A 25,920-nucleotide genomic window follows, 5' to 3' on the forward strand; every position below is an offset into this window, starting at 1 on the left:
GGGAGCACCCCGCATGCATGACGACCGCACTCTGGTGGAAGCCCGCCTCAGGCGCGTCCTCGACGAACGTATCCGCCCCGCCGTGTATCCGGAGTCCGTACCGCTCCGCGTCGCGGTGTGGCACGCGCCCGGCGAGCCCGTGCCGGTCGCGCAGGGGCTCGCCGCCGAGCCCGAGCCGATCGAGGTGGGCGCCCGGTGGGGTGCTCCCTGGGGCACCAGCTGGTTCCGGGTGACCGGGACCGTGCCCGCGGCGTGGGCCGGGAAGACCGTCGAGGCCGTACTGGACCTGGGCTTCGACGAGAACATGCCGGGCTTCCAGTGCGAGGGCCTGGTCTACCGGCCCGACGGCACGCCCGTGAAGGGCCTCAACCCGCGCAACCAGTGGGTACGGATCGGCGCGCCCGTCGCGGGCGGTGAGGAGGTGCGCCTGCACATCGAGGCCGCCTCCAACCCCGTCATCCTGGACTACCACCCCTTCCGGCCCACCCGGCTCGGCGACAAGGACACCGCCGGACAGGAGCCGCAGTACACACTCGCCCGCATGGACCTCGCCGTCCTCGACGAGACCGTGTGGCAGCTGGTGCTGGACCTGGAGGTGCTCGGCGAGCTGATGGCCGAGCTGCCCGCCGACTCCCCGCGCCGCTGGGACATCCTGCGCGCGGTCGAGCGCGCCCTGGACGCCGTCGACCTGCAGGACGTGAACGGCACGGCGGACCGGGCCCGGGAGCGCCTCACCGGCGTGCTGTCGGCCCCCGCCGTGCCGTCCGCGCACCGGATCAGCGCCGTCGGGCACGCGCACATCGACTCGGCGTGGCTGTGGCCGCTGCGCGAGACCGTGCGCAAGGTGGCCCGTACGACGGCCAACATGACCGCGCTGATCGAGGACGAGCCGGAGTTCGTGTTCGCCATGTCCCAGGCGCAGCAGTGGGCGTGGGTGAAGGAGCACCGGCCCGAGGTGTGGGCCCGGGTGAAGAAGGCCGTGGCGGAGGGGCGGTTCGTGCCGGCCGGCGGGATGTGGGTGGAGTCGGACACCAACATGCCCGGCTCGGAGGCGATGGCCCGGCAGTTCGTGCACGGCAAGCGGTTCTTCCTCGACGAGTTCGGCATCGAGAACGAGGAGGCGTGGCTGCCGGACACCTTCGGTTTCGCCGCGGGTCTCCCGCAGATCATCAAGGCGGCCGGCTCGAAGTGGCTGCTGACACAGAAGATCTCCTGGTCCCGGACGAACAGGTTCCCGCACCACACCTTCCACTGGGAGGGCATCGACGGCACCCGCGTCTTCACGCACTTCCCGCCCGTCGACACCTACAACTGCTCGATGAAGGGCAGCGAGATCGCCCACGCGGTCCGCAACTTCAGGGACATGGGCAGGGCCCGGCACTCCCTCGCGCCCACCGGCTGGGGTGACGGAGGCGGTGGTACGACGCGGGAGATGGTCGGCAAGGCGGCCCGGCTGCGCGACCTGGAGGGCTCGGCCACCGTCGTGTGGGAGACCCCGCGCGCGTTCTTCGAAAGGGCCGAGGCCGAGTACGCGGCACCGCCCGTGTGGGTGGGCGAGCTGTACCTCGAACTGCACCGCGCCACCCTCACCAGCCAGGCGAAGACCAAGCAGGGCAACCGGCGCAGCGAACACCTGCTGCGGGAGGCCGAACTGTGGGCGGCCACCGCGGCCGTGCGCGCCGGGTTCCCCTACCCCTACGCGGAGTTGGACCGCATCTGGAAGACGGTCCTGCTGCACCAGTTCCACGACATCCTGCCCGGCTCGTCCATCGCCTGGGTGCACCGGGAGGCCCGGGCGACGTACGAGCGGCTGGCCGCCGAGCTGACCACGATCATCGAGGACGCCCAGCGCGCGCTCGCCGGCGAGGGCACCACCCCGCTGGTCTTCAACGCCGCCCCGCACGCCCGCCACGGCGTCCCGGCGGGCGGCGCCGCCGCCCCGGCCCCGCCTGCCCGGGCCGCGGCGGGCGGCACCCTGCTCGCGCCCCGCGAGGACGGCGGGTTCACGCTGGACAACGGCCTGTTGCGGATCGCCGTCGACGCCCGCGGCCTGGTCGTCTCGGCCTACGATCCCGCCGCCGACCGCGAGACCGTGGCCCCCGGCGAGGCCGCGAACCTGCTCCAGCTCCACCCGGACTTCCCCAACATGTGGGACGCCTGGGACGTCGACTCCTTCTACCGCAACACCGTCACCGATCTCACCGACGCCGAGTCGGTCACGGCCGGCGAGGACGGCGCCTCGGTGCGGGTCGTGCGGGCCTTCGGCGCCTCCCGGGTCACCCAGCTGCTGTCGCTGCCGCCGGACGAGCGCCGTCTCGTCATCGACACCGAGGTCGACTGGCACGAGACGGAGAAGTTCCTGAAACTGGCCTTCCCGTTCGACCTGCACGCCGAACGCTACGCCTCCGAGACCCAGTTCGGGCACGTCCACCGCCCCACCCACACCAACACCTCCTGGGAGGCCGCCAAGTTCGAGGCGTGCAACCACCGGTTCGTGCAGCTGGAGGAGCCCGGCTGGGGAGTGGCCGTCGTCAACGACTCGACGTACGGCCACGACGTGACCCGCACGGTACGCGGTGCGGGCCGCCCCGGTACGACCACCACGGTCCGGGTGTCGTTGCTGCGCGCGCCGCGCTTCCCCGACCCGGAGACGGACCAGGGCGTCCACCGCTTCCGGCACGCCCTCATCCCCGGCGCGTCGGTCGCCGACGCGGTCCGCGAGGGCTGGCGGATCAACCTGCCGGAACGGTCCGCGACCGGTGCGCGCGAGGTCGCCCCGCTGGTCACGGTGGACAACGACGCGGTGGTGGTGACGGCGGTGAAGCTCGCCGACGACGGCAGCGGTGACGTGGTCGTCCGCTTCCACGAGGCCCACGGCGGCCGGGCGCGGGCGACACTGACGGCCGGTTTCCCGGTCGCCGAGGTCACCGCCACCGACCTGCTGGAGCGGCCGGTCGAGGACGGGGAACCGCCGGCACACGAGGCCGAGCGGATCGCCCTGCGTCTGCGGCCGTTCGAGCTGATGACACTCCGGCTGCGCAGGCACTGACCCCACGCCTGCCGGGCCGGCACCCGGACGGGCTGCCCCCGGGGCCCGTCCCGTCTCCCGGCCCCGTGGGCTCCCCGGTCGACGCGCGGACACCCCCGGCTTAGGCTGGTCGGGTGAAGGGGGCGGTCGTACGGCCGCCCGACCAGGCCATTTCGCCGGCGGTTGCTTTCCCGGCCACCGCGGGAGCAGGGCCCTGGTCCGGCCGTCCCACGGGCCGGCCACGGGGCCGCTCCGGGGCGGGTGATGCCCGTCGGCAGGCTCTGCCATCCACTCTGCGACCAGGGGGTCGCCATGAACAAGCCCACTTGGGTTCGCCATCAGGCCGTGGCCGTCATAGCGGCGGGGCTGATGGGCGCAAGCGCGATGTTCGCGACGAGTGCTTCCGCGGCTGTCTCCGACATCAGCGGCGGCGATCAGCAGAACATCGTCGACGAGACCAACTCCGTGCGAAGGGACGCCGGCGCACCGCCGTTGACGTGGGACGACAGTGTCGCCAAGGACGCACAGGCCTGGGCCGACAACCCGCAGTCCACGGCGAACGGCCTCCAGCACTCCCCGTCGTTCAACGGTGCCGAGAACATTTCGTCCGCCGGGCCGACCCAGGCCACCGGGCAGTGGGCCGCCGAGAAGAGCAAGTACGACGCCGACTCCAACAAGGATCCACAGAGCCCGGGTTACCGGCAGTGGGGCCACTACTGGAACATGATCCAGAGCCGCTTCACCAAGATCGGCTGTGGCGCGCGGTCCGGCGTGACGGTCTGCTGGTACAAGCCCTGACCCGCCCTGCCGGCCGAAGACGCGGTGCTAGCCGGTGAGTTGCGCCCGCAGCCACTCCTCCACCTCGCCCACATGCGCCGCTGCCGCCGCCCGCGCCGCCTCCGGGTCGCGGGCGGTGAGGGCGCGGTGGATGGCGGTGTGCTCGCGGCGGGTGCGGGCGAAGGCGCCCTCCTCCTGGTAGCCGCGCCAGACACGGGCGCGGAAGGTGCGCGAGGACAGGCCGTCCAGGATGGCGGCCATGGTCTCGTTGCCCGCGGCCGACGCGATCTCGCGGTGGAAGGCGAGGTCGTGGGCGATGATCTCCTCGGGGTCGTCGGTGGCGTTCATCGCCGCCAAGTGCTCCCCCACGGCGGCGAGTTGCTCGTCCGTGATGCGCGCGGCGGCCAGCGCGGTCGCCGTCGACTCCAGGATCCGGCGCACCTCCAGCAGCTCCACCAGCCGCGGCCCGCGGGACAGGTCGGCGACCACCCCGAACGTCTCCAGCAGGTCGCCGGCCTCCAGGGCGGTGACGTAGATCCCGGAGCCGTGCCGGGCCTCCAGGACACCCAGGACCGTCAGCGCGCGGATCGCCTCCCGCATCGAACTGCGCGAGATGCCGAGCCGCACGGCGAGTTCCCGTTCGGTGGGCAGCCGCTGCCCCGGCTCCAGCCGGCCCTCGGCGATCATCGCCTTGACCTCCTCGATCGCGCGCTGGGTCACCGTGCCCTTCTGCGGGGCCGCCTCGTCCACGCCACTCCTCCAGTCACCGGGTGCGTCGCAGTGTAACCAGCCAAGTGGTCCGACCACTGCACTCTGGATCCCCGAATTCTCGCCGCACAAGGGTGTTGTGGGCTCTCATTGGTCTGATAAGTATGCGGGCGTCTGCTCGAACACCCTCGACGAGGAGCCACGAGATGCCCGCCAGCACAGTGAGGAAACGCAGCAGGTCCCGGATCACCGGCGTGGCGGCTCTGGCCGTCGGCGCCTCGCTCCTGCTCGCCGCCTGCGGCAGCACCGAGGACACGGCGGGCGCCGGCAGCGGCGGCACCGGCAAGGTGGGTGTGATCCTGCCGCTGCTGACCTCGCCGTTCTGGCAGTCGTACAACGACTACGTGCCCAGGATGGCCACCGCACAGGGCGTCGAGGCACTGAAGACGGTCAACTCCAACAGCGACCCCGCACAGCAGATCACCGACATCGACAACGAACTGAACCAGGGCGTGAAGGGCCTCGTCGTCGCCCCGCTCGACAGCGCCGCCATCGAGGCGGGCCTGGGCCAGGCCGAACGCAAGGGCGTACCGGTCGTCGCCGTCGACGTGGCACCGGACAAGGGCAAGGTCGCGATGGTCGTACGGGCGGACAACGCCGCGTACGGCGAGAAGGCCTGCGACTACCTCGGGCAGCACGTCACCGGCGGCAAGGTCGTGCAGATCATGGGCGACCTCGCCTCGGTCAACGGCCGCGACCGGTCGGAGGCGTTCCGGTCCTGCGTCACGAAGAAGTACCCCGGCCTGAAGATCCTGGAGATCCCCGCCAAGTGGGAGTCGGACACCGCGGCCTCCCGGCTCGACACACTCCTCAACGCCCACCCCGACATCAAGGGAATCTACCTGCAGGCCGGCGGCGTCTACCTCGCCCCCACCCTGCAGACCCTCAAGGCGAAGAACATGCTCACCACGGCGGGACACGAGGGCCACATCGTCATCGTCTCCAACGACGGCATCCCGCAGGAGCTCGACGCCATCCGCACGGGCCGCATCGACGCCACCGTCTCCCAGCCCGCCGACGCCTACGCCAAGTACGGCATGTACTACATCAAGGCCGCGATGCGGGGGAGGACGTTCAAGCCCGGCCCCACCGACCACGACTCCACGATCGTCGAGCTGCCCGGCGGAATCCTCGAGGACCAGCTCCCCGCGCCCCTCGTCACCAAGGACAACGTCGACGACCCGAAGCTGTGGGGCAACACCCTGCGATGAGCACCCCACTCGCGGAAGCACAGGGGATCGTCAAGCGGTACGGCCCCACACTCGCCCTCGCAGACGGCCGGCTGACCGTGCTGCCCGGCCAGTCCCACGCCCTCGTCGGCCGCAACGGCGCGGGCAAGTCCACCCTGGTCGACATCCTCACCGGACTGCGGGCCCCGGACGCGGGCACCGTCCGCTTCGACGGCGAGCCCGCGCCGCCGCTCGCCGACCGGGACGCCTGGCGCCGCCGAGTCGCCTGCGTCTACCAGAAGCCCACCCTCGTACCGGAACTGACGGTCGCCGAGAACCTCTTCATGTCGCAGATCCATGCCGCCGGGCCGGCCGGCCCGGGACTCCGGGGCGGCCGAGGGCCCGGGGGACGGCCCAGGGAGGAGCACGGCGTCGCCCCGCGGCCGGTGCGCCGAGGGTTCATCGCCTGGCGCCGGCTGCGCGGCCGGGCCGCCGAACTCCTCGACACCTGGGACATCCGCGTCGACCCCGAGGCCCGGACCGCCGACCTCACCGTCGAGGACCGGCAGATGGTGGAGATCGCCCGGTCACTCAGCTTCGGCGCCCGGTTCATCGTCCTGGACGAGCCGACCGCCCAGCTCGACAACCGCGAGATCGAGCGGCTGTTCGGCCGCATGCGGGCACTGCAGGACTCAGGGGTGACCTTCCTGTTCATCTCGCACCATCTGCAGGAGGTCTACGAGGTCTGCCACACCGTCACCGTGCTGCGCGACGCCCGCTGGATCATCACCGCTCCCGTCGCCGACCTGCCCAGGGCGGCTCTGGTGGAGGCCATGGCGGGAGAGGCGGTCACCGCGCACGCGCACACGCGCGACGCGGTGCCCACCGCGTCCCCCGTCGTCCTCGACGTCCGCGGGCTCACCTCCACCGCGTACCGGGACATCGGCCTCACCGTCCGCCGCGGTGAGGTCGTCGGACTCGCCGGAAGCAGCGGCAGCGGCAAGGTGGAACTCGCCGAGACCCTCGCCGGACTGCGCACCCCCACCGGCGGATCGGCCCGGATAGAAGGAAGGAGGCTCCCGTTCGGCGATGTGCGGGCCGCACTGGACGCGGGCGTCGGCTGCGTGCCCCGCGACCGGCACGAGCAGGGCCTGATCCCCGGCATGACCGTCGGCGACAACGTCACCCTGAGCGTCCTGGACCGGCTCGGCCGCTTCGGCTTCGTCGGCACCGACCGCAGACGCGGCTTCGCCGCCGAGCTGATCGACCGCCTCGACATCCACACCGAGGGCCCCGCACAGCCCGTCTCCGACCTGTCCGGCGGCAACGCGCAGAAGGTCGTCATGGCCCGCGCCCTCGCCTCCGACCCACGCCTGCTCGTCCTGATCAACCCCACCGCGGGCGTCGACGTGAAGTCCAAGGAGTCCCTGCTGGCCCGCATGGACAGCGCGGGAGAGGACGGCACCGCCGTGCTCGTCGTCTCCGACGAACTCGACGACCTGCGCCGCTGCGACCGTGTCCTCGTGCTCTTCCACGGCCGGATCGCCGCCGAGCACCCGGCGGGCTGGCGCGACCACGAGCTGATCGCCTCCATCGAAGGAGTGGACCATGGCTGACACCAAGGCCACACCGCTGACCCCGCCCCGCGTCACCGACCGGCGGCCGGCACGGGCGGTACTGGTCCGCCGGGCCCGCGAACTCGCCCTGCTGCCCGCCCTGTTGCTGCTGATGGTGCTGGGCGCGGTGGTCAACGACTCGTTCCTGACCGAGCGGAACCTCATCTCGATCCTGGGCGCCTCCGCCGCCCTGGCCATGGTCGTGCTCGCCGAGTCGCTGGTGCTCATCACCGGCAAGTTCGACCTGTCCCTGGAGTCGGTCGTCGGCATCGCACCCGCCGTCGGTGCGCTCCTCGTCCTGCCCACGGGACAGTCCGGCTGGGGCTCCGGGTTCCCGGCGCCCCTCGCCCTGCTCGCGATCCCCGCCACCGGCGCGGCCGTCGGCGCCCTCAACGGCGTCCTGGTCGTGAAGTTCCGGCTCAACGCGTTCATCGTGACGCTGGCCATGCTGATCGTGCTGCGCGGGCTGCTGGTCGGCGCGACCAAGGGCAAGACGCTGTTCGGCATGCCGGACAGCTTCTCCTCGCCGGCCACCACCACCTTCCTCGCCGTCCCGCTGTCGGTGTGGCTCGCCGCCGGTGCCTTCGCCGTCGCCGGGGGCGTGCTCCGGTACCACCGTGTCGGCCGTGCCCTGTACGCCATCGGCGGCAACCCGGACGCCGCCCGCGCCGCCGGGATCCGGGTGGAACGGGTGATGCTCGGGGTGTTCGTGGTGGCGGGTGTCCTCGCCTCCGTGGGCGGACTGATGCAGACCGGGTACGTCGGCGCGATCAGCGCCAACCAGGGCCAGAACATGATCTTCACGGTGTTCGCCGCGGCGGTGATCGGCGGCATCAGCCTGGACGGCGGCAAGGGCACCATGTCCGGTGCCCTGACCGGCGTCCTCCTCCTGGGCGTCGTACAGAACCTGCTCACCCTCGCCCAGGTGCCGTCGTTCTGGATCCAGGCGATCTACGGCGGCATCATCCTCGTCGCCCTCATGATCGCGCGGGTCACGACGGGCCGCGCCCAGGACTGACACGAGCCACCGACCGCCCCATGACGGAAAGGACTTCCGTGTCCCAGGCCACCGCCCGCATCACCGCGCTGGACACCCACGACATCCGCTTCCCCACCTCGCGCGAGCTGGACGGCTCCGACGCGATGAACCCGGACCCCGACTACTCGGCGGCTTACGCCGTGCTGCGCAGCGACGCCGCCGACGGGCTGGAGGGACACGGATTCACCTTCACCATCGGACGGGGCAACGACGTCCAGGTCGCCGCGATCGAGGCACTGCGGGGCCATGTGCTGGGCCGCGACGTCGAGGAACTCTGCGCCGACCCCGGCTCGCTCTCCCGGGACCTGGTCGCCGACAGTCAGCTGCGCTGGCTCGGCCCGGAGAAGGGCGTGATGCACATGGCGATCGGGGCCGTCGTCAACGCCGTCTGGGACCTCGCCGCCCGGCGGGCCGGCAAGCCGCTGTGGCAGCTGCTCGCCGACGCCGAACCCGAATGGCTGGTGGGGCAGATCGACTTCCGGTACCTCACCGACGCGCTCACCCCCGAGGAGGCCCTCGGCCTGCTGAGACGGGGCAGGGAAGGCGCCGGGGACCGCCGTGCCCGGCTGCTGGAGCGGGGCTTCCCCGCCTACACCACCTCCCCGGGCTGGCTCGGCTACGACGACGACAAGCTCCGCCGGCTCGCCGCCCAGGCCGTCACCGACGGCTTCCGGCAGATCAAGCTGAAGGTCGGCGCCGACCTCGCGGACGACGTCCGCCGCTGCCGGGCGGCCCGCGCGGCCGTCGGTCCCGACGTACGCCTGGCGATCGACGCCAACCAGCGCTGGAACGTGGACGAGGCGATCCGCTGGACGCGGGCCCTGGCCGAGTTCGGCCCCTACTGGATCGAGGAGCCCACCAGCCCGGACGACGTCCTCGGCCACGCCAGGATCCGCCACGCGGTCGGCCCCGTGAAGGTCGCCGCCGGCGAACACCTCCACAACCGCGTCATGTTCAAGCAGATGCTCCAGGCCGGCGCCCTCGACATCGTGCAGATCGACGCCGCCCGCGTCGGCGGGGTCAACGAGAACCTCGCCATCCTGCTGCTCGCCGCCCGGTTCGGCGTCCCTGTCTGCCCGCACGCGGGCGGAGTCGGCCTCTGCGAACTCGTCCAGCACCTGGCGATGTTCGACTACCTGGCCGTCTCCGGCAGCACCGAAGACCGGGTCATCGAGTACGTCGACCACCTCCACGAACACTTCCTCACCCCGGTCGTCATCCGCGACGGCCACTACTCGGCACCCACCGCACCCGGTTTCTCCGCGGCCATGCGCCCGGAGTCCGTCGCGCGGTACACCTTCCCCGGCGGCACCTACTGGGCCGCCTGCCCCGACCCCCGGAAAGGACGGGCGGCATGAGCGACTTCGCGGGCCTGAGGGCCCTGGTCACGGGCGGCGCCTCCGGCATCGGCCGGGCCACCGCCGGCCTTCTCGCCGCCCGCGGCGCCCACGTCGCCGTACTCGACCTGGACCCGTCCGCGGTGCGGCAGCCGCTCCTCGCGCTGCGCGCCGACGTCACCGACGACGCCTCGGTGCGCACGGCCGTACAGGAGGCCGCGGGGGCCCTCGGCGGGCTGGACATCCTGGTGAACAACGCGGGCATCGGTGCCCAGGGCACCGTCGAGGACAACGACGACGCCGAATGGCGGCACGTCTTCGACGTCAACGTCCTCGGCATGGTCCGCACGGCCCGGGCCGCCCTGCCGTACCTGCGTCGCTCCGACCACGCGGCGATCGTCAACACCTGCTCCGTCGCGGCCACCGCGGGCCTGCCGCAGCGCGCCCTGTACAGCGCCACCAAGGGCGCCGTGTACTCCCTGACCCTCGCCATGGCCGCCGACCACGTCCGCGAGGGCATCCGCGTCAACTGCGTCAACCCCGGTACGGCGGACACCCCCTGGATCGGCCGGCTGCTGGACGCGGCCCCGGACCCGGCCGCCGAACGCGCCGCCCTGGAGGCCCGCCAGCCCACCGGACGGCTCGTCTCCGCCGCCGAGGTGGCGGGCGCCATCGCCTACCTGGCCGGCCCCCTCTCCGGCGCCACCACCGGCACCGCGCTCGCCGTCGACGGCGGTATGCAGGGCCTGCGGCTGCGCCCGGCGGCGGACCGGTGAGCCCGCTGGGCCGCAGCGGCGTCGAGGTCACCCCGCTCGGCTTCGGCGCCGCGGCCCTCGGCAACCTGTACACCCCGGTGACCGACGAGCAGGCGCGGGCCGCGGTCCGGGCCGCCTGGGAGTGCGGCATCCGCTATTTCGACACCGCCCCCCACTACGGCCTCGGCCTGTCCGAACGGCGTCTGGGCGCGGCCCTGCGCGAGTACGACCGCTCCCGCTACACGGTCTCCACCAAGGTCGGCCGCCGCCTGGTCCCGGCCGACGGCACCGGCGACGACCTCGCCGACGGGTTCGCCGTACCGGCCACCCACCGCCGTGTCCGGGACTTCACGGCCGACGGCATCCGCCGCACCCTGGAAGCGAGCCTGGACCGCCTCGGCCTCGACCGCGTCGACGTCGTCTACCTCCACGACCCCGACGACCACGTCGAACAGGCCTTGCGCGAGGGCTACCCGGCGCTGGAGAGACTCCGTGCCGAGGGTGTGGTGGGCGCGATCGGCGTCGGCATGAACCAGGCCGGAACGCTCACCCGGTTCGTCCGCGACACGGACGTCGACGTGGTCCTCTGCGCGGGCCGGTACACCCTGCTCGACGGGAGCGCGGCGACCGGGCTGCTGCCCGAGGCGCTGAGGCGCGGCGTGTCGGTCGTCGTCGGCGGCGCCTTCAACTCCGGTCTGCTGGCCGACCCGACACCACGCTCGACGTACGACTACGTCCCGGCACCACGGGAGTTGCTGGACCGGGCCTTGCGCATCAAGGAGGTCACCGAGCGCCACGGCACCACCCTGCGCGCGGCCGCCCTGGCCTTCGCCTCCGCCCACCCGGCCGTGGTGAGCGTCCTGGCCGGCGCCCGGTCCGAGGCCGAGATCCGTGACTGCGCACAGCAGTTCGCCACCCCGGTGCCGGACGCCTGCTGGCGGGAGCTGCGCGACACCGGCCTGCTGCCCCCGGCCGGAGCCGGCACGCGCGTCGCCCCGCACACCGGCGTCCGCGCCGCAGGGGAGCTGCCATGACCGTCGACGCCCATCACCACCTCTGGGACCTCGACGTCCGCGACCAGGACTGGATCCGGGGCCCCGCACTCGGCCCGCTGCGGCGGAATTTCACCCTGGCCGACCTCGAACCCCAGGCCCGGGCCGCCGGGGTCGACCGCACGGTCCTCGTCCAGACGGTCACGGTGGCGCAGGAGACCCCGGAGTTCCTCGCCCTGGCCGCCGCCCACGAGCTGATCGCGGGGGTGGTCGGCTGGACCGACCTGACCCGCCCCGACATCGCCGACGAGCTGGCCAGGCTGCGCGCGCTCCCCGGCGGCTCCCACCTGAAGGGCGTCCGGCACCAGGTCCAGAGCGAACCCGACCCCGGGTGGCTGCTGCGGCCCGACGTCCGGCGCGGCCTGGCCGCCGTGGCCGACGCCGGCCTGGTCTACGACCTCGTGGTCCTGCCCCACCAGCTGTCGGCCTGCACCGAGGCGGCCCGGGCCCTGCCGCGGCTCACCTTCGTCCTCGACCATCTGGGCAAGCCGCCCATCGCCTCCGGGGACCGCGAACCCTGGGCCGCGGACCTGCGTGCGCTCGCCGCCCTGCCCAACACCGTCGCCAAACTCTCCGGTCTGGTCACGGAGGCCGGCCCGGCCGCCCGGACCCCCGCCGGCCTGCGCCCGTACGTCGACACGGCCCTGGACGCCTTCGGCCCCGGCCGGCTGATGGCCGGCTCCGACTGGCCGGTGTGCACCCTGGCCATGCCGTACGCCGAAGTCCACGCCCTCAACCGTGAGTTGACGGCGGGGCTCGGCGAGGCGGAGCGCGCCGCCGTGTTCGAGACCACCGCGACGCGCGTCTACGACCTCTGAGCCGCCCCCGCCAGCCGCGTCGGCGGCAGGTACTCCCGCACGTACGTCCGCTCCCAGCACGCCCCCGTCTCCCGCCACTCCCGCCGGCTCGTGTACCGGTACCGGAACAGCCGGGCCCGGACGTAGCGGGGCGGGGTGTCCGGCGGGAACGGGGAGCGGCGGAGCAGCCGGAGGGTGTCCCGGTCGTTGTCCAGCAGGCGTTCCACCAGGGCGCCGAACCACTCCCCGGCGTACCCGGGCGACAGCGCGGCGAACCACATCAGCCAGTCCAGGCGCAGATGGTAGGGGGCGAACTGGCGCGGCCAGCGCCGGGGATCGCCGGGCTTGCCCTTGAAGGCGTACTCCCGCCAGTCGGAGTCCTCGCGCGGGGTGTCGTCCAGGGTGCCCTCCACCACCACCTCGTAGCGGACCCGGCTGACGCTGCCGAACGCGCCGTAGGTGTTCACCAGATGCAGCGGGTCGAAGGAGCGGTTCATCACCTGGCGGCGGGAGATCATGTTCACCACCGGGTGGTAGCTGAGGAAGACCAGCAGGGCGGCGACCGCGAGCACCAGCACCTCGTACCACAGCGGGGCCGGCGGCACCGGCGGTGCCGCCGTGGGCAGCCGGAGCGCGGACAGGGCCAGCACGATGGTGATCCAGTTCAGCCAGGCGAAGTTACCGGAGAGCACCAGCCACAGCTGGGTGACGATCATCAGTGCGGCGGCGGCCGAGGCGACCGGCTGAGGGGTGAACAACAGGAACGGCACGACCAGCTGGGTGACATGGTTGGCGGCCACCTCCACCCGGTGCAGCGGCCTGGGCAGATGATGGAAGAACCAGCTCAGCGGGCCCGGCATCGGCTGCGTCTCGTGGTGGTAGTCCAGACAGGTCAGCTTCCGCCAGCAGGCGTCGCCCCGCAGCTTGATCAGCCCGGCGCCGAACTCGACCCGGAACAGGATCCAGCGCAGCAGGAACAGGACGACGACCGGTGGCGCCACCTCGTCGTTGCCGAGGAACGCGGCGAGGAAACCGGTCTCCAGCAGCAGCGACTCCCAGCCGAACGCGTACCACGTCTGGCCCACGTTGACGATCGACAGGTACAGCGCCCACGGCACCAGCCACAGCAGGATGCCGGCCCACAGCGGGAGCGCGGAGTCCGCCCCGGCCAGCAGGGCCGCCGAGACCGCGCAGCCCGCCCAGGCCGAGCCCGCGAAGAAGCGGTCGGAGTAATGCAGCTGGAACAGGCTCGGGGCGCGCCGGAACCGCACCCGAGCCGTGAAGCGGGGGACCGGCAGCATCCCGCGTTCACCCAGCAGGGCCCGGAACTGCAGGGCCGCCGTCAGGAAGGCGACCAGGTACACGGCGGCCAAGGCCCGCTGGAAGACCAGCCGGCTCAGCCAGTCGCCCGGTGCGGTGAACCAGTCCACGGCTGTGCACGCCCTCCTGTGCGGCTACACCGGCGCCGCGCTACCACCACGGCGTTCCCCGAGTTGCCAGCCAATCCGGTGCGATGCCAACAATAGGGCGTAATCACCCAAAGTGATGTGGAGTGTGCGGTGCGGATACCCACCGGAACCATCGTCACGGTCTGCGTCCTGTCTGCGGTGCTCCCCACCGCCGGCTGCGCGGGCTCCGGCGTCAAGGAGGCCCGGCTGGGCGAGTCGGTCTACCTGCTGGCCGCCACCGACCGGGGACCCGAGCCCTTCACCGCGTCCACGGCCACCGGCGTCCCCGGGTCGGCACCGCCCCGCGGCACCGCCCCCGTGTCGGCCGCCGAACTCGCGGCACCGCTGCGCGCCACCCGCACCCTGTCCGGCGCCACACCCGGTCTGTACCACGGCAGCCCGCACGTCGCCGACTGTGACGTCGAGCGGCACATCGGCTATCTCGCGGCGGACCGGGCCCGGGCCGACGCCTTCGCCCGCGTGGCCGGCGTCACCCGGCCGGCGCTCCCGGCCTATCTGCGCGGCCTGACGCCGGTCGTACTCGGCACCGACACCCGCGTCACGAACCACTCCTACCGCAACCGCAGGGCGGACGGCTATCAGGCCGTGCTCCAGGCCGGCACCGCCGTCCTCGTCGACGACCGGGGCGTGCCCCGGGTGCGCTGCGCCTGCGGCAACCCGCTCGAACCGCCCGCGCCGACCCGCGGCGGGGCCGGTGCCCGCGGCACCCCCTGGTACGGCTACCGGCCGAACAAGGTCATCGTGGTGGCCCCGGCGCCGCACGCAGTCGCCGGCATCACGATCGTCGACGACGGGAACCGTACCTGGACCGAGCGCCGGGTCGGCCACGACGTCCGCCGCGACCACGTCGTCTCCCCGCCCGTCCGGGCCGGCACCGCCCCGTCCCCGCCCGCCCCGCCCGACACGAAGCCACAGGCCGGCACCGGAGGTCAGTGACGACACCCCGCCCTCCCCGGCCCGGCCCCCCGGCACCGGACGGCGGGACCGGCGCCCCGTCTTGCCCGACCTGGCCCCCTGGGCACCGTCCGGCCGTGACGGCACTCCGCCCTCCCCGGCCCGGCCCCCCGGGTATCGGACGGCCGGGAGGGCACCCCGCCCACCCCGGCCCCCCGGCATCGGACGGCCGTGACGGCGCCCCGTCTTTCCTGGCCCGGCCTCCCGGCACCAGAGGGCAGTGATGGCACTCCGTCCTCCCCGGCCCGCCCGGGGACGGGCCCGGCGGCTGAGTACGGAGCCGGTGCCGGTGCCGGGCGGCGGTCCCGCACCGGGGGCCGCCGATCAGGTCGAAGAATCGGCCGGATGCTGGCATGGTGGGCCCATGGCCGATCGGGGAGCGAGCGCCCTGTCCCTTCCGGAGGACTGGCCCGCACATCCGGACCCGATCCTCGCGCTCAACCACATGGGCAGCTTCGACTGGGACCTGGACGCCGGTCTGATGGACATGGACGCCCAGGCCTTCGAGGTGTTCGACCTGCTCCCCGAGGAGTACGACGGGCGCCCGGAGACCCTCTCCGTGCGCGTGCCGCCGCCCGAGGCCGCCCGGCTCGACGCGGTGGTCGCACGGGCGATCAAGGACGGCAGCGAGAACTACGGCGCCTACTTCCGCATCCGCTGCCGTGACGGCACCCTGCGCTGGACGCACACCCAGGGCTACATCCGCCGCGACGATTCCGGCCGCCCCCGCCGGGTCGTCGGCATCGTCCGCGACGCCACCCAGGAACTCGCCGACAGCGCCGCCCGCAGCCTCCGGGCCGCCCAGGACGAGGCGTTCCGCCAGCAGACCAGCGTCGTCCAGGTCATCTCCGCCGCCCTGGCGCACGCCCGCAGCGTCCAGGACGTCATCGACGTCATCAAGGACGCCCACGGCATCCGCCATCTGGGCGCGGCCAGCCTGGTGATGGGTCTGGTGGAGGCGGGCCGGATCCGGCTGGTCGCCGAGGGCCCCGCGGGCAGCTTCGTCCCCGGCACCCGCGTCACCCGGATCGACGAGCCGTACCCGATGAGCGAGGTCGTCCGCACGCTCAGCCCCCGCTTCATCGAGTCGGCGGAGGAGTTCGCGTCGGACTACCCGATCCTCTGGCCGCACATCACCGATCTGCGCATCACCTCGGCCGCCTACCTCCCGCTGATCGCCCAGGCCCGCCCGATCGGGGCGATGGGCCTGCTCTACGACGACCGGCACGGCTTCTCCGACGAGGAACGCGCCGTCCTGGTCGCGCTGGGCAGCAGCATCGCGCAGAGCCTCATGCGGGCCATGCTCTACGAACAGGAGAAGGACCTCGCCGAGGGCCTCCAGCAGGCCATGCTGCCCCGCACCATCCCGAGCGTCCGCGGCGCCGACATCGCGGTCCGCTACCGCTCGGCCGCCCTGGGCCGGGACATCGGCGGCGACTGGTACGACCTGATCCCGCTGCCCGGGGGCACCCCCTCCGGGGGAGGCCGGGTCGGCGCGGTCATCGGGGACGTCCAGGGCCACGACACGCACGCCGCCGCCGTCATGGGCCAGCTGCGGATCGTCCTGCGCGCCTACGCCGCCGAAGGCCACACCCCGGCCACCGTCATGGCCCGCGCCTCCGTCTTCCTCCACGAGCTGGACACCGACCGGTTCGCCACCTGTCTGTACGCCGAGGCCGACCTGTCCACCGGAGTCGTGCAGATGGTGCGCGCCGGGCACATCGACCCGCTGATCCGGCGCGCCGACGGCAGCTGCCACCGGGTCGCCGTCCAGGGCGGGCTGCCGCTCGGCCTGTCCGCCGAGTTCGGCCGGCTGGAGTACCCCGTCGCCTCCCTCGAACTCGACCCGGGCGACACCCTGCTGCTGTGCACCGACGGGCTGGTCGAACTGCCCGGCGCCGACCTGGACGACGGCATGGGAGCCCTGGCCGCGCTCATCTGCGAGGGCCCCGACGAGGTGCGCGACCTCGCCGACCGGCTGATCAAGGTGGCCGAGGAACGGGGCGGTGACGACGACGTGGCCCTGCTGCTGATGCGCCGCCGCGCGCGCGAGAGCACGCGGCCCGGCGGCCGGCTCCAGCAGCATGTGGCGTCCGGTGACCCGGAGGCGCTCACCCAGGCCCGGCAGATGGTCCGCGCGGCGGTCCGCGCCTGGGGCGCGGGCGACCAGGCCGACGAGATCGAGCTGGTGACCGACGAGCTGATCACCAACGCCCTGATCCACACCGAGGGCTCCGCGGTCGTCACCCTGCGGGTCCTGGACGGCGCCGGCCACCGGCTGCGCATCGAGGTCGAGGACTGTTCCAGCGCCCTGCCACGGCGCCGCGACGCGGGCGAGGACGGCGTCTCCGGCCGCGGCCTGCTCCTCGTGGAGCGGCTCGCCGACAGCTGGGGCGTGGAGGCGCGGGGCAGCGGCAAGGCGGTGTGGTGCGAGTTCGAGCTGCCGTAGGCGCCGTCCGCCCCCGGCGGGACCGCGCGGCGTCGTCGGTGCCGGATGGCACTCTGGACGTATGCCGGAACTGCCCGAGGTACAAGCGCTGACGGACTTCCTCACCGAGCACCTGGTCGGACTCCGGGTGGTGCGGGTGCTGCCGGTGGCCATCAGCGTCCTGAAGACGTACGACCCGCCGGTCGGCGCCGTCGAGGGCGCGGAGGTGACGACCGTGCGCCGGCACGGCAAGTTCCTGGACATCGGGACGGACGGCGGGCTGCACCTGGTGACCCACCTGGCCCGGGCGGGCTGGCTGCAGTGGCGGGACCGGCTGCCGGACGGCCCGCCGAAGCCCGGCAAGGGCCCGCTCGCGCTGCGGGTGGCCCTGGAGACCGGCGAGGGCTTCGACCTGACCGAGGCCGGCACCCAGAAACGCCTCGCCGTGTACGTGGTCCGCGACCCGGAGGAGGTGCCGGGCATCGCCCGGCTCGGCCCCGATCCGCTCGCCGACGACTTCGACGAGGAGCGCTTCGCCGCCCTGCTGAAGAACGAACGCCGACAGCTGAAGGGTGCCCTGCGCGACCAGTCGCTGATCGCGGGCGTCGGCAACGCCTACAGCGACGAGATCCTGCACGCCGCGAAGATGTCCCCGTTCAAGCTCGCCGCCTCCCTCACCCCGGACGAGACCCGCCGCCTGTACGCGGCGCTGCGCGACACGCTCACCGAGGCGGTCGAACGGTCCCGGGGCGTGGCGGCCGGCCGGCTGAAGGCGGAGAAGAAGAGCGGCCTGCGCGTCCACGGCCGCACCGGTGAGCCCTGCCCGGTGTGCGGCGACACCGTCCGGGAGGTCTCCTTCGCCGACTCCTCGCTGCAGTACTGCCCGACCTGCCAGACGGGCGGCAAGCCGCTGGCCGACCGACGCCTGTCCCGGCTGCTGAAGTGAGCCCGTTCCGCCCTGAGCCCCTTACTCCAGGGTGACCAGCCGCTTTCCCTCGTCCGTGCGGACCTCGTAGCGCAGGATCTGGTCCGGGTGCAGCGCGGTCGCGCCCATCGCGGTGGTGGGCCGCCTGCCGTCACCGCGCCCGGACCAGCCGGCGACGACCTGCTCCGTGCCGTCACGGCCGACCGCGACCAGGCGGCAGGCGTGCCGCCCGGAACCGTCCTTGACCTCCAGCCGCAGATCGCTGCCCCACTCCGCGTCCGCGGAGGTGACCCGCGCCCACACCCCGGTGTGCGGATCGGTCGCCGCGGTGACCCGTGCGGCCGGCTCCGTGTCACCGGCGAAGGCCACGATCCCGGGGCCGGCCACGGCCAGCACCACCGAGGCGGCCAGGCCGTACAGCAGCCTGCGGCGCCGCGCCCGTCGCCGGTGCGCCAGCTCGCCGAGCAGCCGATCCAGCAGCCGGGGACCGGGCTGGGCCATGGCGGGCACGAAGCGCGGCGTGGCCCGGCGGTACAGCATCAGCTGCCGGGTGGCGGGCCCGAACTCGGTCACGTGTGCCGCGCACCGGGGGCACTCCATGAGGTGGTCCTCGAAGCGGAAGGCCTCCGCCTCGTCCAGCACGCCGAGCGCGTACGCGCCGACGTCGCGATGCCTTTCCAGGGACCTCATGCCGAATCCTCGTGCCGAAGGGTGGGGGAAGGGTTACTCCTTGCTCCCACCCGTACGCAGCCGACGGCCGAATCACTCAAGCCGCACACACAATCCCGGACAGGAGATTCGGAGCGGCCCGGCCCGCGGATTGGTGTGAATAGCGGAAGATTCAGAAGAGGTGGATCGCCAGGTGCCCGAGGGGCAGCCCGAGCCGCCAGGCCGGGGTCCACACCTTCGGCCCGTCGTCCTCCCCGAACACCGCGCCGCCGCCCGGCACCGCGTCGAGGTCCGGCGCGAGCAGTTCGGTCTCCTCCAGCCAGCGCCAGGCGTCCGCCGCCAGCGCCAGGTCCGGGCAGGGGGCGCAGGAGCCGGCCGCCCGCTCGGTCAGCTCGGCCATACGCGCGCGCACCCAGTCCTGCCACGGCTGGTCGTAGGCGGTCAGCGCCAGCCAGTTCTCCAGCTGGGAGATCACCCGGATGCCGGAGAGCTCCCCGTCGGTGTCGGACAGGAAGACGGTCAGCGCCAGCGCGTCCCGGCCGGCCCGGAACTCGAAGGACGTCGGCGGCATCAGATCGCCGGTGCGCAGCAGTTCGTCGGCGATGTACTCGGCGTACAACCAGGCCATGGGGACGGCCAGTTCGTCGCCGTCGGTGCCGTCCGTGCTCTCGTGCCCTCTGTGCAGCATCCCTTCCTGCCCTTCCTCCGGTGCGTGCGCGTCGCCCGAGCCCCCGTCGGGATCGCGGTCCCCGCCCCCGCCCGGAACGCGGATGAGGACAGCCCATTGCCAGAACGGGGGCTACAGCAAGGCGCTTTACCGAGGTTTGACCGGGCTTCCGGTTTCATCGCAGGTCGGCCGCGTAACCCGGAAGGACCCGGCGCAGGGCGCGCAACGCGTAGTACGCGCGGGACTTCACGGTACCGGGTGGAATACCCAGGGTCCGCGCGGCCTCCGTCACGCTGGCCCCGCGGAAATACACCAGTATCAGCACGTCACGGTGCTCCGGCGTGAGTGTCTTCACAGCCTGCCGGACGTCGAGCATCGCCGTGGACCGCTCGGCGTGATCGGCGGTCACCCGCGCGTCCTCCGGGACCTCGTCGCCGATCTCGGCCGGCCGCGCCCGCCGGGCCCGCCGGGCGTCGATCGCGAGCCGCCGGGCCACGGTGAGCAGCCAGGGCCGTACGGAGTCGAAGCCGTCGGCGTGCAGTGCCTCCGGATGCTGCCAGGCACGCACCAGGGTCTCCTGGACGAGATCCTCGGCACGCTGGCGGTCTCCGTCGCAGAGCCTGAGCAGCAGCGCGAACAGCGGTCCGCCGTGCTCGCGCTGGAGTGCGGCCAGCTCGTGCTCGGCGGTCGTGGTCCCTGGGGTCTCTGGGGTCCCTGGGTTGAGTGTCCCGGGGTTGAGCGTCCCGGGGGTGAGTGAGGTTCCGGCCGTCATGGCCGTATGGCAGCGCAGCCCGCGGCCGGCGCACAGGGCGCGGACCCGGACTTGCGGCGGACGGTCGATCGCGTCGGCGAACGGTCGGACGAGCGGTACGCCAGAACCCCGGACGGGTTAATGACGCCACCCGATCTGTTTATCCGGGACATCAGATTCATACCCATATGCCCGTCACGGCTTCGTCTGTATATACGACAACCCTGGGGTGAGCTGATGATCGGACGCAGACAGCAGGTGGCGCTGCTCCTGACCGCCGTCCTCGCGGCCGGGGCAGCGTGCCAGAACCAGCACCGGGAATCCGGCACGCGCGGACAGCCGGCGCCGCCCCCGGCCGGCGGCGGCTTCACCCTGGTCGCCTCCGGCGACGTGCTGCCGCACACCTCCGTCATCGAGCGGGCCGCCTACGACGCCGGCCGCAACGGCCACGACTTCCGCCCCATGCTCTCCGGCGTCCAACCGGTCGTCTCCCGCGCCGACCTGGCGCTGTGTCACATGGAGACCGTCTACGGTGCCGACGGCGACTACACCGGCTACCCCGTCTTCAAGTCCCCGCCGCAGATCGCCGAGGCCCTCGCCGCCACCGGCTACGACAGCTGCTCCACGGCTTCCGGGCACGCCCTGGACGACGGAACCGCCGGCATCGCCCGCACCCTCGACGCGATGGACCGGGCCGGTCTGCGGCACGCCGGGACCGCCCGCAGCGAGGCCGAGGCCCGCTCGGTCGCCATCCTGCGGGCGGGCCGGGCCAAGGTCGCCCACCTGTCGTACACCTTCGGCACCAACTACCCGCTGCCGCCCGGACAGCCCTGGGCGGTCAACGTGATCGACGCCGACCGGATCGTCGCCGACGCCCGGGCCGCCCGGCGGGGCGGCGCCGACGTGGTGGTGATCTCCCTCGACTGGGGCACCGAGTGGCAGGAGGAACCCGACCGGCTCCAGCTCACCCTCGCCCAGCGGCTCACCGCCTCGGCCACGAACGGCCGCCCGGACATCGACCTGATCCTCGGCACCCACGCCCATGTCCCGCAGGCGTACGAGAAGGTCAACGGCACCTGGGTGATCTACGGGATGGGCGACCAGATCGCCGGCGAGATGTACAACGGCGCGGGCGCCCAGGACCCGCGTGGCAACGAGTCCGCCCTCGGCCGCTTCACCTTCGCCCCGCCGGCCCGGCCGGGCGGCCCCTGGCGGGTCACCCGTGCCGAGTTCGTCCCGCAGCTGTACGACCTCGACGCCGGCCGGGTCGTCGACCTCAACCGGGCCATCGCCCAGGGCGCCGAACTGGAGGCCGTGCGCGACCGGATCCGGGACGCCGTCCTCAGCCGCGGGGCCGCCCAGGACGGCCTGACCATGGCGGAGTGATCAGCCCGCGGGATGCCGGGTGGCGAGCGCCGAGTGCCGGTAGGAGTAGCCGAAGTAGATCACGCAGCCGATCACGAACCACACCGCGAACCGCACCCAGGTCTGCCACTGCAGGAACGTGATCAGCCAGACCGAGAAGACGACACCGAGCGCGGGCACGACCGGCATCCCCGGGGTGCGGAAGGTGCGCGGCAGGTCCGGCTGCCGGTAGCGCAGCACGATCACCGCCGCGCACACCACCACGAACGCCAGCAGGATGCCGATGTTGGTGAGTTCGGCGGCCTCCCCGATGGGCACGAACCCGGCGATCGCCGCCGACGCCACCCCGACGATCCAGGTGACCCGGGTCGGCACGTGCCGCCTCGGGTGCGTCCTGGCGAACCACCGCGGCAGCAGGCCGTCACGGGACATCGAGAACCACACCCGGGTCACGCCCAGCATGAACGTGAACATCACGGTGAGGATGCCGATGATCGCGCCCACCGCGACCAGGTTCGCGAGCGCGCTCAGGCCCACCGAGTCGAACGCGGTGGAGAAGCCGCTCTCCGGATCGATGGCCCGGTAGTTCTGCATGCCCGTCAGCACCAGGCAGGCCGCCACGTACAGCACCATCGAGATCGCCAGCGAGTAGATGATGGCCTTCGGCATGTTCCGCTGCGCGTCCTTCGACTCCTCGGCGGCGGTCGACATGGCGTCGTAGCCGAACACGGCGAAGAACACGGTCGCCGCACCGGTGAACGCACCGCTCACCCCGAACGGGAAGAACGGGTGGTAGTTCCCGCTGTCGATGTGGAACACACCCACCCCGACCACCACCAGTACCACCAGCACCTTCAGCGCCACCACGACCGTCTCGAACCGGGCCGCGCTGCGCATCCCCAGGTTGAGCAGCCAGGCGATCACCAGGCACAGCACCGCCGCGAACAGATCGACCCGGTGACCGGTCCCGGTCCCGGGCGCCCCCTGCAGCCAGTCGGGCAGATCGAGCCCCAGGTTCTCGATGAGGAAGCCGAAGTAGCCGGAGATCCCGATCGCGACCACGGCGACGATCGCCGTGTACTCCAGCAGCAGATCCCAGCCGATGAACCAGCCCGCGAACTCACCGAGCACCGCGTAGCCGTACGTGTACGCCGACCCCGCCTTCGGAATCATCCCGGCGAACTCCGCGTACGACAGCGCGGCGCAGGCGCTCGCGACGCCTGCGACCAGGAAGGAGACCAGCACCGCCGGCCCGGCGATGCCGTGGGCCACCGTGCCGGCCAGGGTGAAGATGCCCGCGCCGATGATGCCGCCCACGCCGATCGCGGTGAGCTGCCACAGGCCCAGCGACTTGTCCAGGCGGGTGCCTTCGCCGACCTCGGCCTCCTCGATGTGCTCGATGGGTTTGCGGCGGAGAATCCCCTCACCCGCGCGGATTCTGGCCATGCGCCTCACCTCTTCGCCGACGGCAACGGCTGACGGCGGATCATGATGTCTCAGGGGCGGCGCACAGAGAAGACGCCACGCACGGCCCGGACCGCGGTCCACGCCCGCAGCACCACGTCCGCGCCCGCGGCGGGGACACCGGCCCGGTCCGCGGGTCGCGTCCGCCGCTCACCGCCGTCGGGGTCTAAGGCCGCCTCTGCCGTCCGGGTCGGGTCCGGCCGCTCGTGCTCTGTCGTCCGGCGGCAGGGCGCGCACCACCCGTCGGCCCCGTGGGCGGCCGGGGGAAACCGGTCCGTGGGTCGTCGGTGCCGCTTCCCGCCGCCCGGCTCGGCGACCGCCTCTGCCGCCAGGGCGGGACCGCCTCTGCCGCCAGGGTGGGGGCCCGGCCGCTCGTGCTCCGGTCGGCCGGCGGGAAGGGCGTGCGCCGCCGTCCTGACGGCTCCGCGGGGCCCGCCGTCCGGATGGTCCGGCCGCTCGGCGGTCGGTCGGTGGTGAGGGTGTCGTCGCCGTCGTGACCGTCCGGCGGGGGACGTCGGACGGCCGCTTCCGGCGGTCCCGGTTACGGCACGACCGTGACCGGCCAGCGGCCCGCCTTGACCAGCCGGACCGCCACCGAGCCGATGATCCGGTGGCCGGCCTGTTCCGAGGCGCCCACCACCACCGCGTCCGCCTTCAGCTCGTCGGCGGCCTTCACCAGCCCGTTGTAGGGGTCGCCGCGGAACGTGTGGAACTCCCAGCGCATGTCGAATATCCCCTTGACCCGCTCGGCCGCCTCCCGGATCTGCGTGATCAGGTCCTCGGCGATCTCGTCGGTCGTCTCCGCCACCGGAGCCCCGAGCGCCGCGCCGGCCGCCAGCAACGGCTGCACGTACACCACGGCCAGCAGAGCGCGCTGCCGCCGGGCCAGACCACCCGCGTACGCCGCGGCACGCAACGAGGAGTCGGAGCCGTCCACACCGACGACGATGACCTTCGGGCCGTCCGTACCCCGCTCGAACGTGTGCGAATGCTGTTCGTGCTGTTCCGTCACGGCCCGAGGGTATCGGAATCGGCTGTTCCAGCCCATGCGCGGGGCCCGCTCGACGGGCGAGCGGCCCGGGCCCTTCCTAGAGTCGGAACCATGACTGCCACCGCGGAACCGGCCGCCCGCAGGGGCGCCGGCGGCCCGATGCGCCCACCCGGCGGGCGCCTCGGCTGGGTCCCGGAGGCCTTCGCCACCCTCTTCGCCGCGCTCGGCCTGCTGTGCGCCCTGCTCGCGATCATCGCCCCGCTGCGCGGCCCGCTCCGACCGGCCGTCCGCACCCTCGACCTGCTGCTGGTCCCGATCAGCGCCAACCTCGCCTACGCCGTCTTCCTGTTCCTGCTGTCCGGCGCCACCGCCGCCCGCAAGAAGGTCGCCTGGCGGCTGGTCGTCGTCTACCTCGGCCTGCTCGTCCTGACCGACGCGCTCGGCGCGGCCGTCGGCCTGTACGCCGAGTCGCTCCCCTCCCTGGTGCTGTGCGGGTTGCTGCTGCTCCTGCTCGTGGTGGCCCGCGGGGAGTTCTACGCCGCCTCCCGCCGCGGCGCCGTGTGGCGGGCGCTCGCCGTGCTGCTTGCCGGGCTGGCCGTGTCCATCGTGCTCGGCTGGGGCCTGCTGCAGCTCTTCCCCGGCACGCTCCCGGCGGCCCAGCACCTGGCGTGGGCCGCCGACCGGGTGTGCGGCGGGCTGGTCCCGAGCAGCTCCTTCGACGGCCGCCCACCGCGCGAGGTCAGCTTCGTCCTCGGCCTGTTCGGCGCGCTCGCGCTGCTCAACGCCGCCGGCACGCTGTTCCGGTCCCAGCGCCTGGAAGCCGCCCTGCACGGCGACGAGGAGGCCCGCATCCGGGCCCTGCTGACCGAATACGGCGAGCGGGACTCCCTCGGCTACTTCGCCACCCGGCGCGACAAGGCCGTCGTCTTCTCGCCCAGCGGCAAGGCCGCCGTCACCTACCGCGTCGAGGCCGGTGTGTGCCTGGCCAGCGGCGACCCCGTCGGCGACCCGGAGGCCTGGCCGCACGCCATCGACGCCTGGCTGGACCGGGCCCGCCGGCACGCCTGGGCACCCGCCGTGATGGGCGCCTCCGAGAACGGCGCCCGCGCCTACGCCCGCGCCGGACTGGGCGCCCTCCAACTCGGTGACGAGGCGATCCTGTCCATCCCGGGCTTCGACCTGAACGGCCGGGACATGCGCGTCACCCGGCAGGCCGTGCACCGGGTCCGGCGCACCGGAGCCGTCTGCCGTATCCGCCGGCACGCGCACCTGACCGAACGGGAGATGCAGGAGATCATCACCAAGGCCGACGCCTGGCGGGACACCGAGACCGAGCGCGGCTTCTCCATGGCCCTGGACCGGCTCGGTGACCCCGCCGACGGCGACTGCCTCCTCGTGGAGGCCCTCGGCGAGCACGGCCGGCTGCTCGCGCTGCTCTCCTTCGTCCCCTGGGGCCGCGACGGCGTCTCCCTGGACCTGATGCGCCGTGACCGGGCCGCGCCCAACGGCGTGACGGAGTTCATGGTCGCCGAACTGTGCGCCGCCGCCCCGAAACTGGGTGTGCGCCGGATCTCCCTCAACTTCGCCGTCTTCCGGTCGGCCTTCGAGGAGGGCGCCCGCATCGGAGCCGGACCGGTCCTCCGGCTCTGGCGCCGGCTCCTGCTCTTCTTCTCCCGCTGGTGGCAACTGGAGGCCCTGTACCGCTCCAACGCCAAGTACCACCCGGAGTGGTACCCGCGCTTCATCTGCTACGGCGACACCGCCGCCCTCGCCCGCATCGGCCTCGCCTCCGGCATCGCCGAGGGCTTCGTGTCCGTACCGTCCCTGCGCAAACTCTGGGGAAAGGGCAAATGGTCCTTGCGGGACTGAGACTGCGACTGAGACCAGGGCGGATCCCTC

At 73.0% G+C, this 25,920-nt stretch carries 20 protein-coding genes and 1 pseudogene; 14 read left to right on the top strand and 7 right to left on the bottom strand.

The genetic code is table 11. The features are described 5' to 3' along the window. Positions 1–13: 13 nt before the first annotated feature. Both AB0B40_RS30070 and AB0B40_RS30075 read left to right on the top strand, forming a co-directional pair. Complete coding sequence (locus tag AB0B40_RS30070) at positions 14–3,049, top strand: glycoside hydrolase family 38 C-terminal domain-containing protein (RefSeq protein WP_362266648.1); 3,036 nt, start codon at positions 14–16, stop codon at positions 3,047–3,049. A gap of 291 nt (positions 3,050–3,340) precedes the next feature. Next, entirely contained in the window at positions 3,341–3,826 is a 486-nt protein-coding gene (locus AB0B40_RS30075; protein WP_345057196.1) for a CAP domain-containing protein, read from the top strand. A 27-nt stretch (positions 3,827–3,853) separates the two neighbouring features. Here AB0B40_RS30075 and AB0B40_RS30080 read toward each other — a convergent pair whose 3' ends face one another. Then, positions 3,854–4,555, bottom strand: a complete 702-nt coding sequence (locus AB0B40_RS30080; RefSeq protein ID WP_345057194.1) for a FadR/GntR family transcriptional regulator — start codon at positions 4,553–4,555, stop codon at positions 3,854–3,856. A 164-nt stretch (positions 4,556–4,719) separates the two neighbouring features. Between AB0B40_RS30080 and AB0B40_RS30085 the strand changes: the two genes are divergently transcribed. The 7 genes from AB0B40_RS30085 to AB0B40_RS30115 are packed head-to-tail and all read left to right on the top strand — an operon-like array spanning position 4,720 to position 12,359. Next, positions 4,720–5,784: a sugar ABC transporter substrate-binding protein gene (locus AB0B40_RS30085; RefSeq protein ID WP_362266650.1), complete on the top strand. Its 1,065-nt coding sequence runs from the start codon at positions 4,720–4,722 to the stop codon at positions 5,782–5,784. Then, positions 5,781–7,358 carry a sugar ABC transporter ATP-binding protein gene (locus AB0B40_RS30090; protein ID WP_362266652.1) on the top strand — a complete coding sequence of 526 codons (1,578 nt, stop codon included), beginning with the start codon at positions 5,781–5,783 and terminating at the stop codon, positions 7,356–7,358. The genes AB0B40_RS30085 and AB0B40_RS30090 overlap by 4 nt, the downstream gene beginning before the upstream one ends. After that, positions 7,351–8,376, top strand: a complete 1,026-nt coding sequence (locus AB0B40_RS30095; protein WP_362266654.1) for an ABC transporter permease — start codon at positions 7,351–7,353, stop codon at positions 8,374–8,376. The genes AB0B40_RS30090 and AB0B40_RS30095 overlap by 8 nt, the downstream gene beginning before the upstream one ends. 38 nt (positions 8,377–8,414) lie before the next feature. Then, positions 8,415–9,755 carry an enolase C-terminal domain-like protein gene (locus tag AB0B40_RS30100; protein ID WP_345057250.1) on the top strand — a complete coding sequence of 447 codons (1,341 nt, stop codon included), beginning with the start codon at positions 8,415–8,417 and terminating at the stop codon, positions 9,753–9,755. After that, the gene (locus tag AB0B40_RS30105; protein WP_345057187.1) at positions 9,752–10,510 is read left to right on the top strand and encodes an SDR family oxidoreductase; all 759 of its coding nucleotides are present in this window, start codon (positions 9,752–9,754) and stop codon (positions 10,508–10,510) included. Before AB0B40_RS30100 ends, AB0B40_RS30105 begins: the two co-directional genes overlap by 4 nt. After that, positions 10,507–11,523, top strand: coding sequence for an aldo/keto reductase (locus AB0B40_RS30110; protein ID WP_362266656.1), 1,017 nt, complete (start codon positions 10,507–10,509; stop codon positions 11,521–11,523). The genes AB0B40_RS30105 and AB0B40_RS30110 overlap by 4 nt, the downstream gene beginning before the upstream one ends. Continuing rightward, positions 11,520–12,359 carry an amidohydrolase family protein gene (locus AB0B40_RS30115; protein WP_362266658.1) on the top strand — a complete coding sequence of 280 codons (840 nt, stop codon included), beginning with the start codon at positions 11,520–11,522 and terminating at the stop codon, positions 12,357–12,359. The genes AB0B40_RS30110 and AB0B40_RS30115 overlap by 4 nt, the downstream gene beginning before the upstream one ends. On the opposite strand, the gene AB0B40_RS30120 is transcribed toward AB0B40_RS30115, so the two are convergent. Next, positions 12,347–13,768, bottom strand: a complete 1,422-nt coding sequence (locus AB0B40_RS30120; protein WP_345057181.1) for a lipase maturation factor family protein — start codon at positions 13,766–13,768, stop codon at positions 12,347–12,349. The two genes, AB0B40_RS30115 and AB0B40_RS30120, sit on opposite strands and share 13 nt — an antisense overlap. Positions 13,769–13,897: 129 nt before the next feature. Here AB0B40_RS30120 and AB0B40_RS30125 point away from each other — a divergent pair, with 129 nt between their 5' ends. The 3 genes from AB0B40_RS30125 to AB0B40_RS30135 all read left to right on the top strand — a co-directional run bounded on the left by AB0B40_RS30125 (position 13,898) and on the right by AB0B40_RS30135 (position 18,135). After that, positions 13,898–14,743, top strand: coding sequence for a DUF6777 domain-containing protein (locus AB0B40_RS30125; protein WP_362266660.1), 846 nt, complete (start codon positions 13,898–13,900; stop codon positions 14,741–14,743). Between the two features lie 382 nt (positions 14,744–15,125). Then, positions 15,126–17,210 (top strand): SpoIIE family protein phosphatase, encoded by a 2,085-nt coding sequence (locus tag AB0B40_RS30130; RefSeq protein ID WP_362266662.1) that lies wholly within the window; start codon positions 15,126–15,128, stop codon positions 17,208–17,210. A 61-nt stretch (positions 17,211–17,271) separates the two neighbouring features. Next, the gene (locus tag AB0B40_RS30135) at positions 17,272–18,135 is read left to right on the top strand and encodes a DNA-formamidopyrimidine glycosylase family protein (RefSeq protein ID WP_362266664.1); all 864 of its coding nucleotides are present in this window, start codon (positions 17,272–17,274) and stop codon (positions 18,133–18,135) included. 21 nt (positions 18,136–18,156) lie between these two features. Here AB0B40_RS30135 and AB0B40_RS30140 read toward each other — a convergent pair whose 3' ends face one another. From AB0B40_RS30140 to AB0B40_RS30150, 3 genes are all read right to left on the bottom strand, one after another. Then, on the bottom strand, positions 18,157–18,804 hold the full coding sequence (locus AB0B40_RS30140; RefSeq protein ID WP_362266666.1) for a zf-HC2 domain-containing protein: 648 nt from the start codon (positions 18,802–18,804) through the stop codon (positions 18,157–18,159). A gap of 151 nt (positions 18,805–18,955) precedes the next feature. Then, positions 18,956–19,471 carry a hypothetical protein gene (locus tag AB0B40_RS30145; RefSeq protein ID WP_345057171.1) on the bottom strand — a complete coding sequence of 172 codons (516 nt, stop codon included), beginning with the start codon at positions 19,469–19,471 and terminating at the stop codon, positions 18,956–18,958. Positions 19,472–19,625: 154 nt separating this feature from the next. Then, positions 19,626–20,222 (bottom strand): sigma-70 family RNA polymerase sigma factor, encoded by a 597-nt coding sequence (locus tag AB0B40_RS30150; RefSeq protein WP_362266668.1) that lies wholly within the window; start codon positions 20,220–20,222, stop codon positions 19,626–19,628. Between the two features lie 216 nt (positions 20,223–20,438). Between AB0B40_RS30150 and AB0B40_RS30155 the strand changes: the two genes are divergently transcribed. Then, a complete protein-coding gene (locus AB0B40_RS30155; RefSeq protein ID WP_345057167.1) occupies positions 20,439–21,587 on the top strand; it encodes a CapA family protein in 1,149 nt (382 codons plus the stop codon). Here AB0B40_RS30155 and AB0B40_RS30160 read toward each other — a convergent pair whose 3' ends face one another. Both AB0B40_RS30160 and AB0B40_RS30165 read right to left on the bottom strand, forming a co-directional pair. Beyond that, positions 21,588–23,012, bottom strand: coding sequence for an amino acid permease (locus tag AB0B40_RS30160; RefSeq protein WP_345057165.1), 1,425 nt, complete (start codon positions 23,010–23,012; stop codon positions 21,588–21,590). Positions 23,013–23,571: 559 nt separating this feature from the next. Continuing rightward, the gene (locus AB0B40_RS30165; RefSeq protein ID WP_362266670.1) at positions 23,572–24,042 is read right to left on the bottom strand and encodes a universal stress protein; all 471 of its coding nucleotides are present in this window, start codon (positions 24,040–24,042) and stop codon (positions 23,572–23,574) included. Between the two features lie 90 nt (positions 24,043–24,132). Here AB0B40_RS30165 and lysX point away from each other — a divergent pair. Then, positions 24,133–25,869: pseudogene (gene lysX, locus AB0B40_RS30170) on the top strand (bifunctional lysylphosphatidylglycerol synthetase/lysine--tRNA ligase LysX); the annotation flags it as partial. Between the last annotated feature and the right edge of the window lie 51 nt (positions 25,870–25,920).

The organism is Streptomyces sp. NPDC042638 (assembly GCF_040647235.1).
Classification (GTDB): Bacteria; Actinomycetota; Actinomycetes; order Streptomycetales; family Streptomycetaceae; genus Streptomyces; species Streptomyces rameus.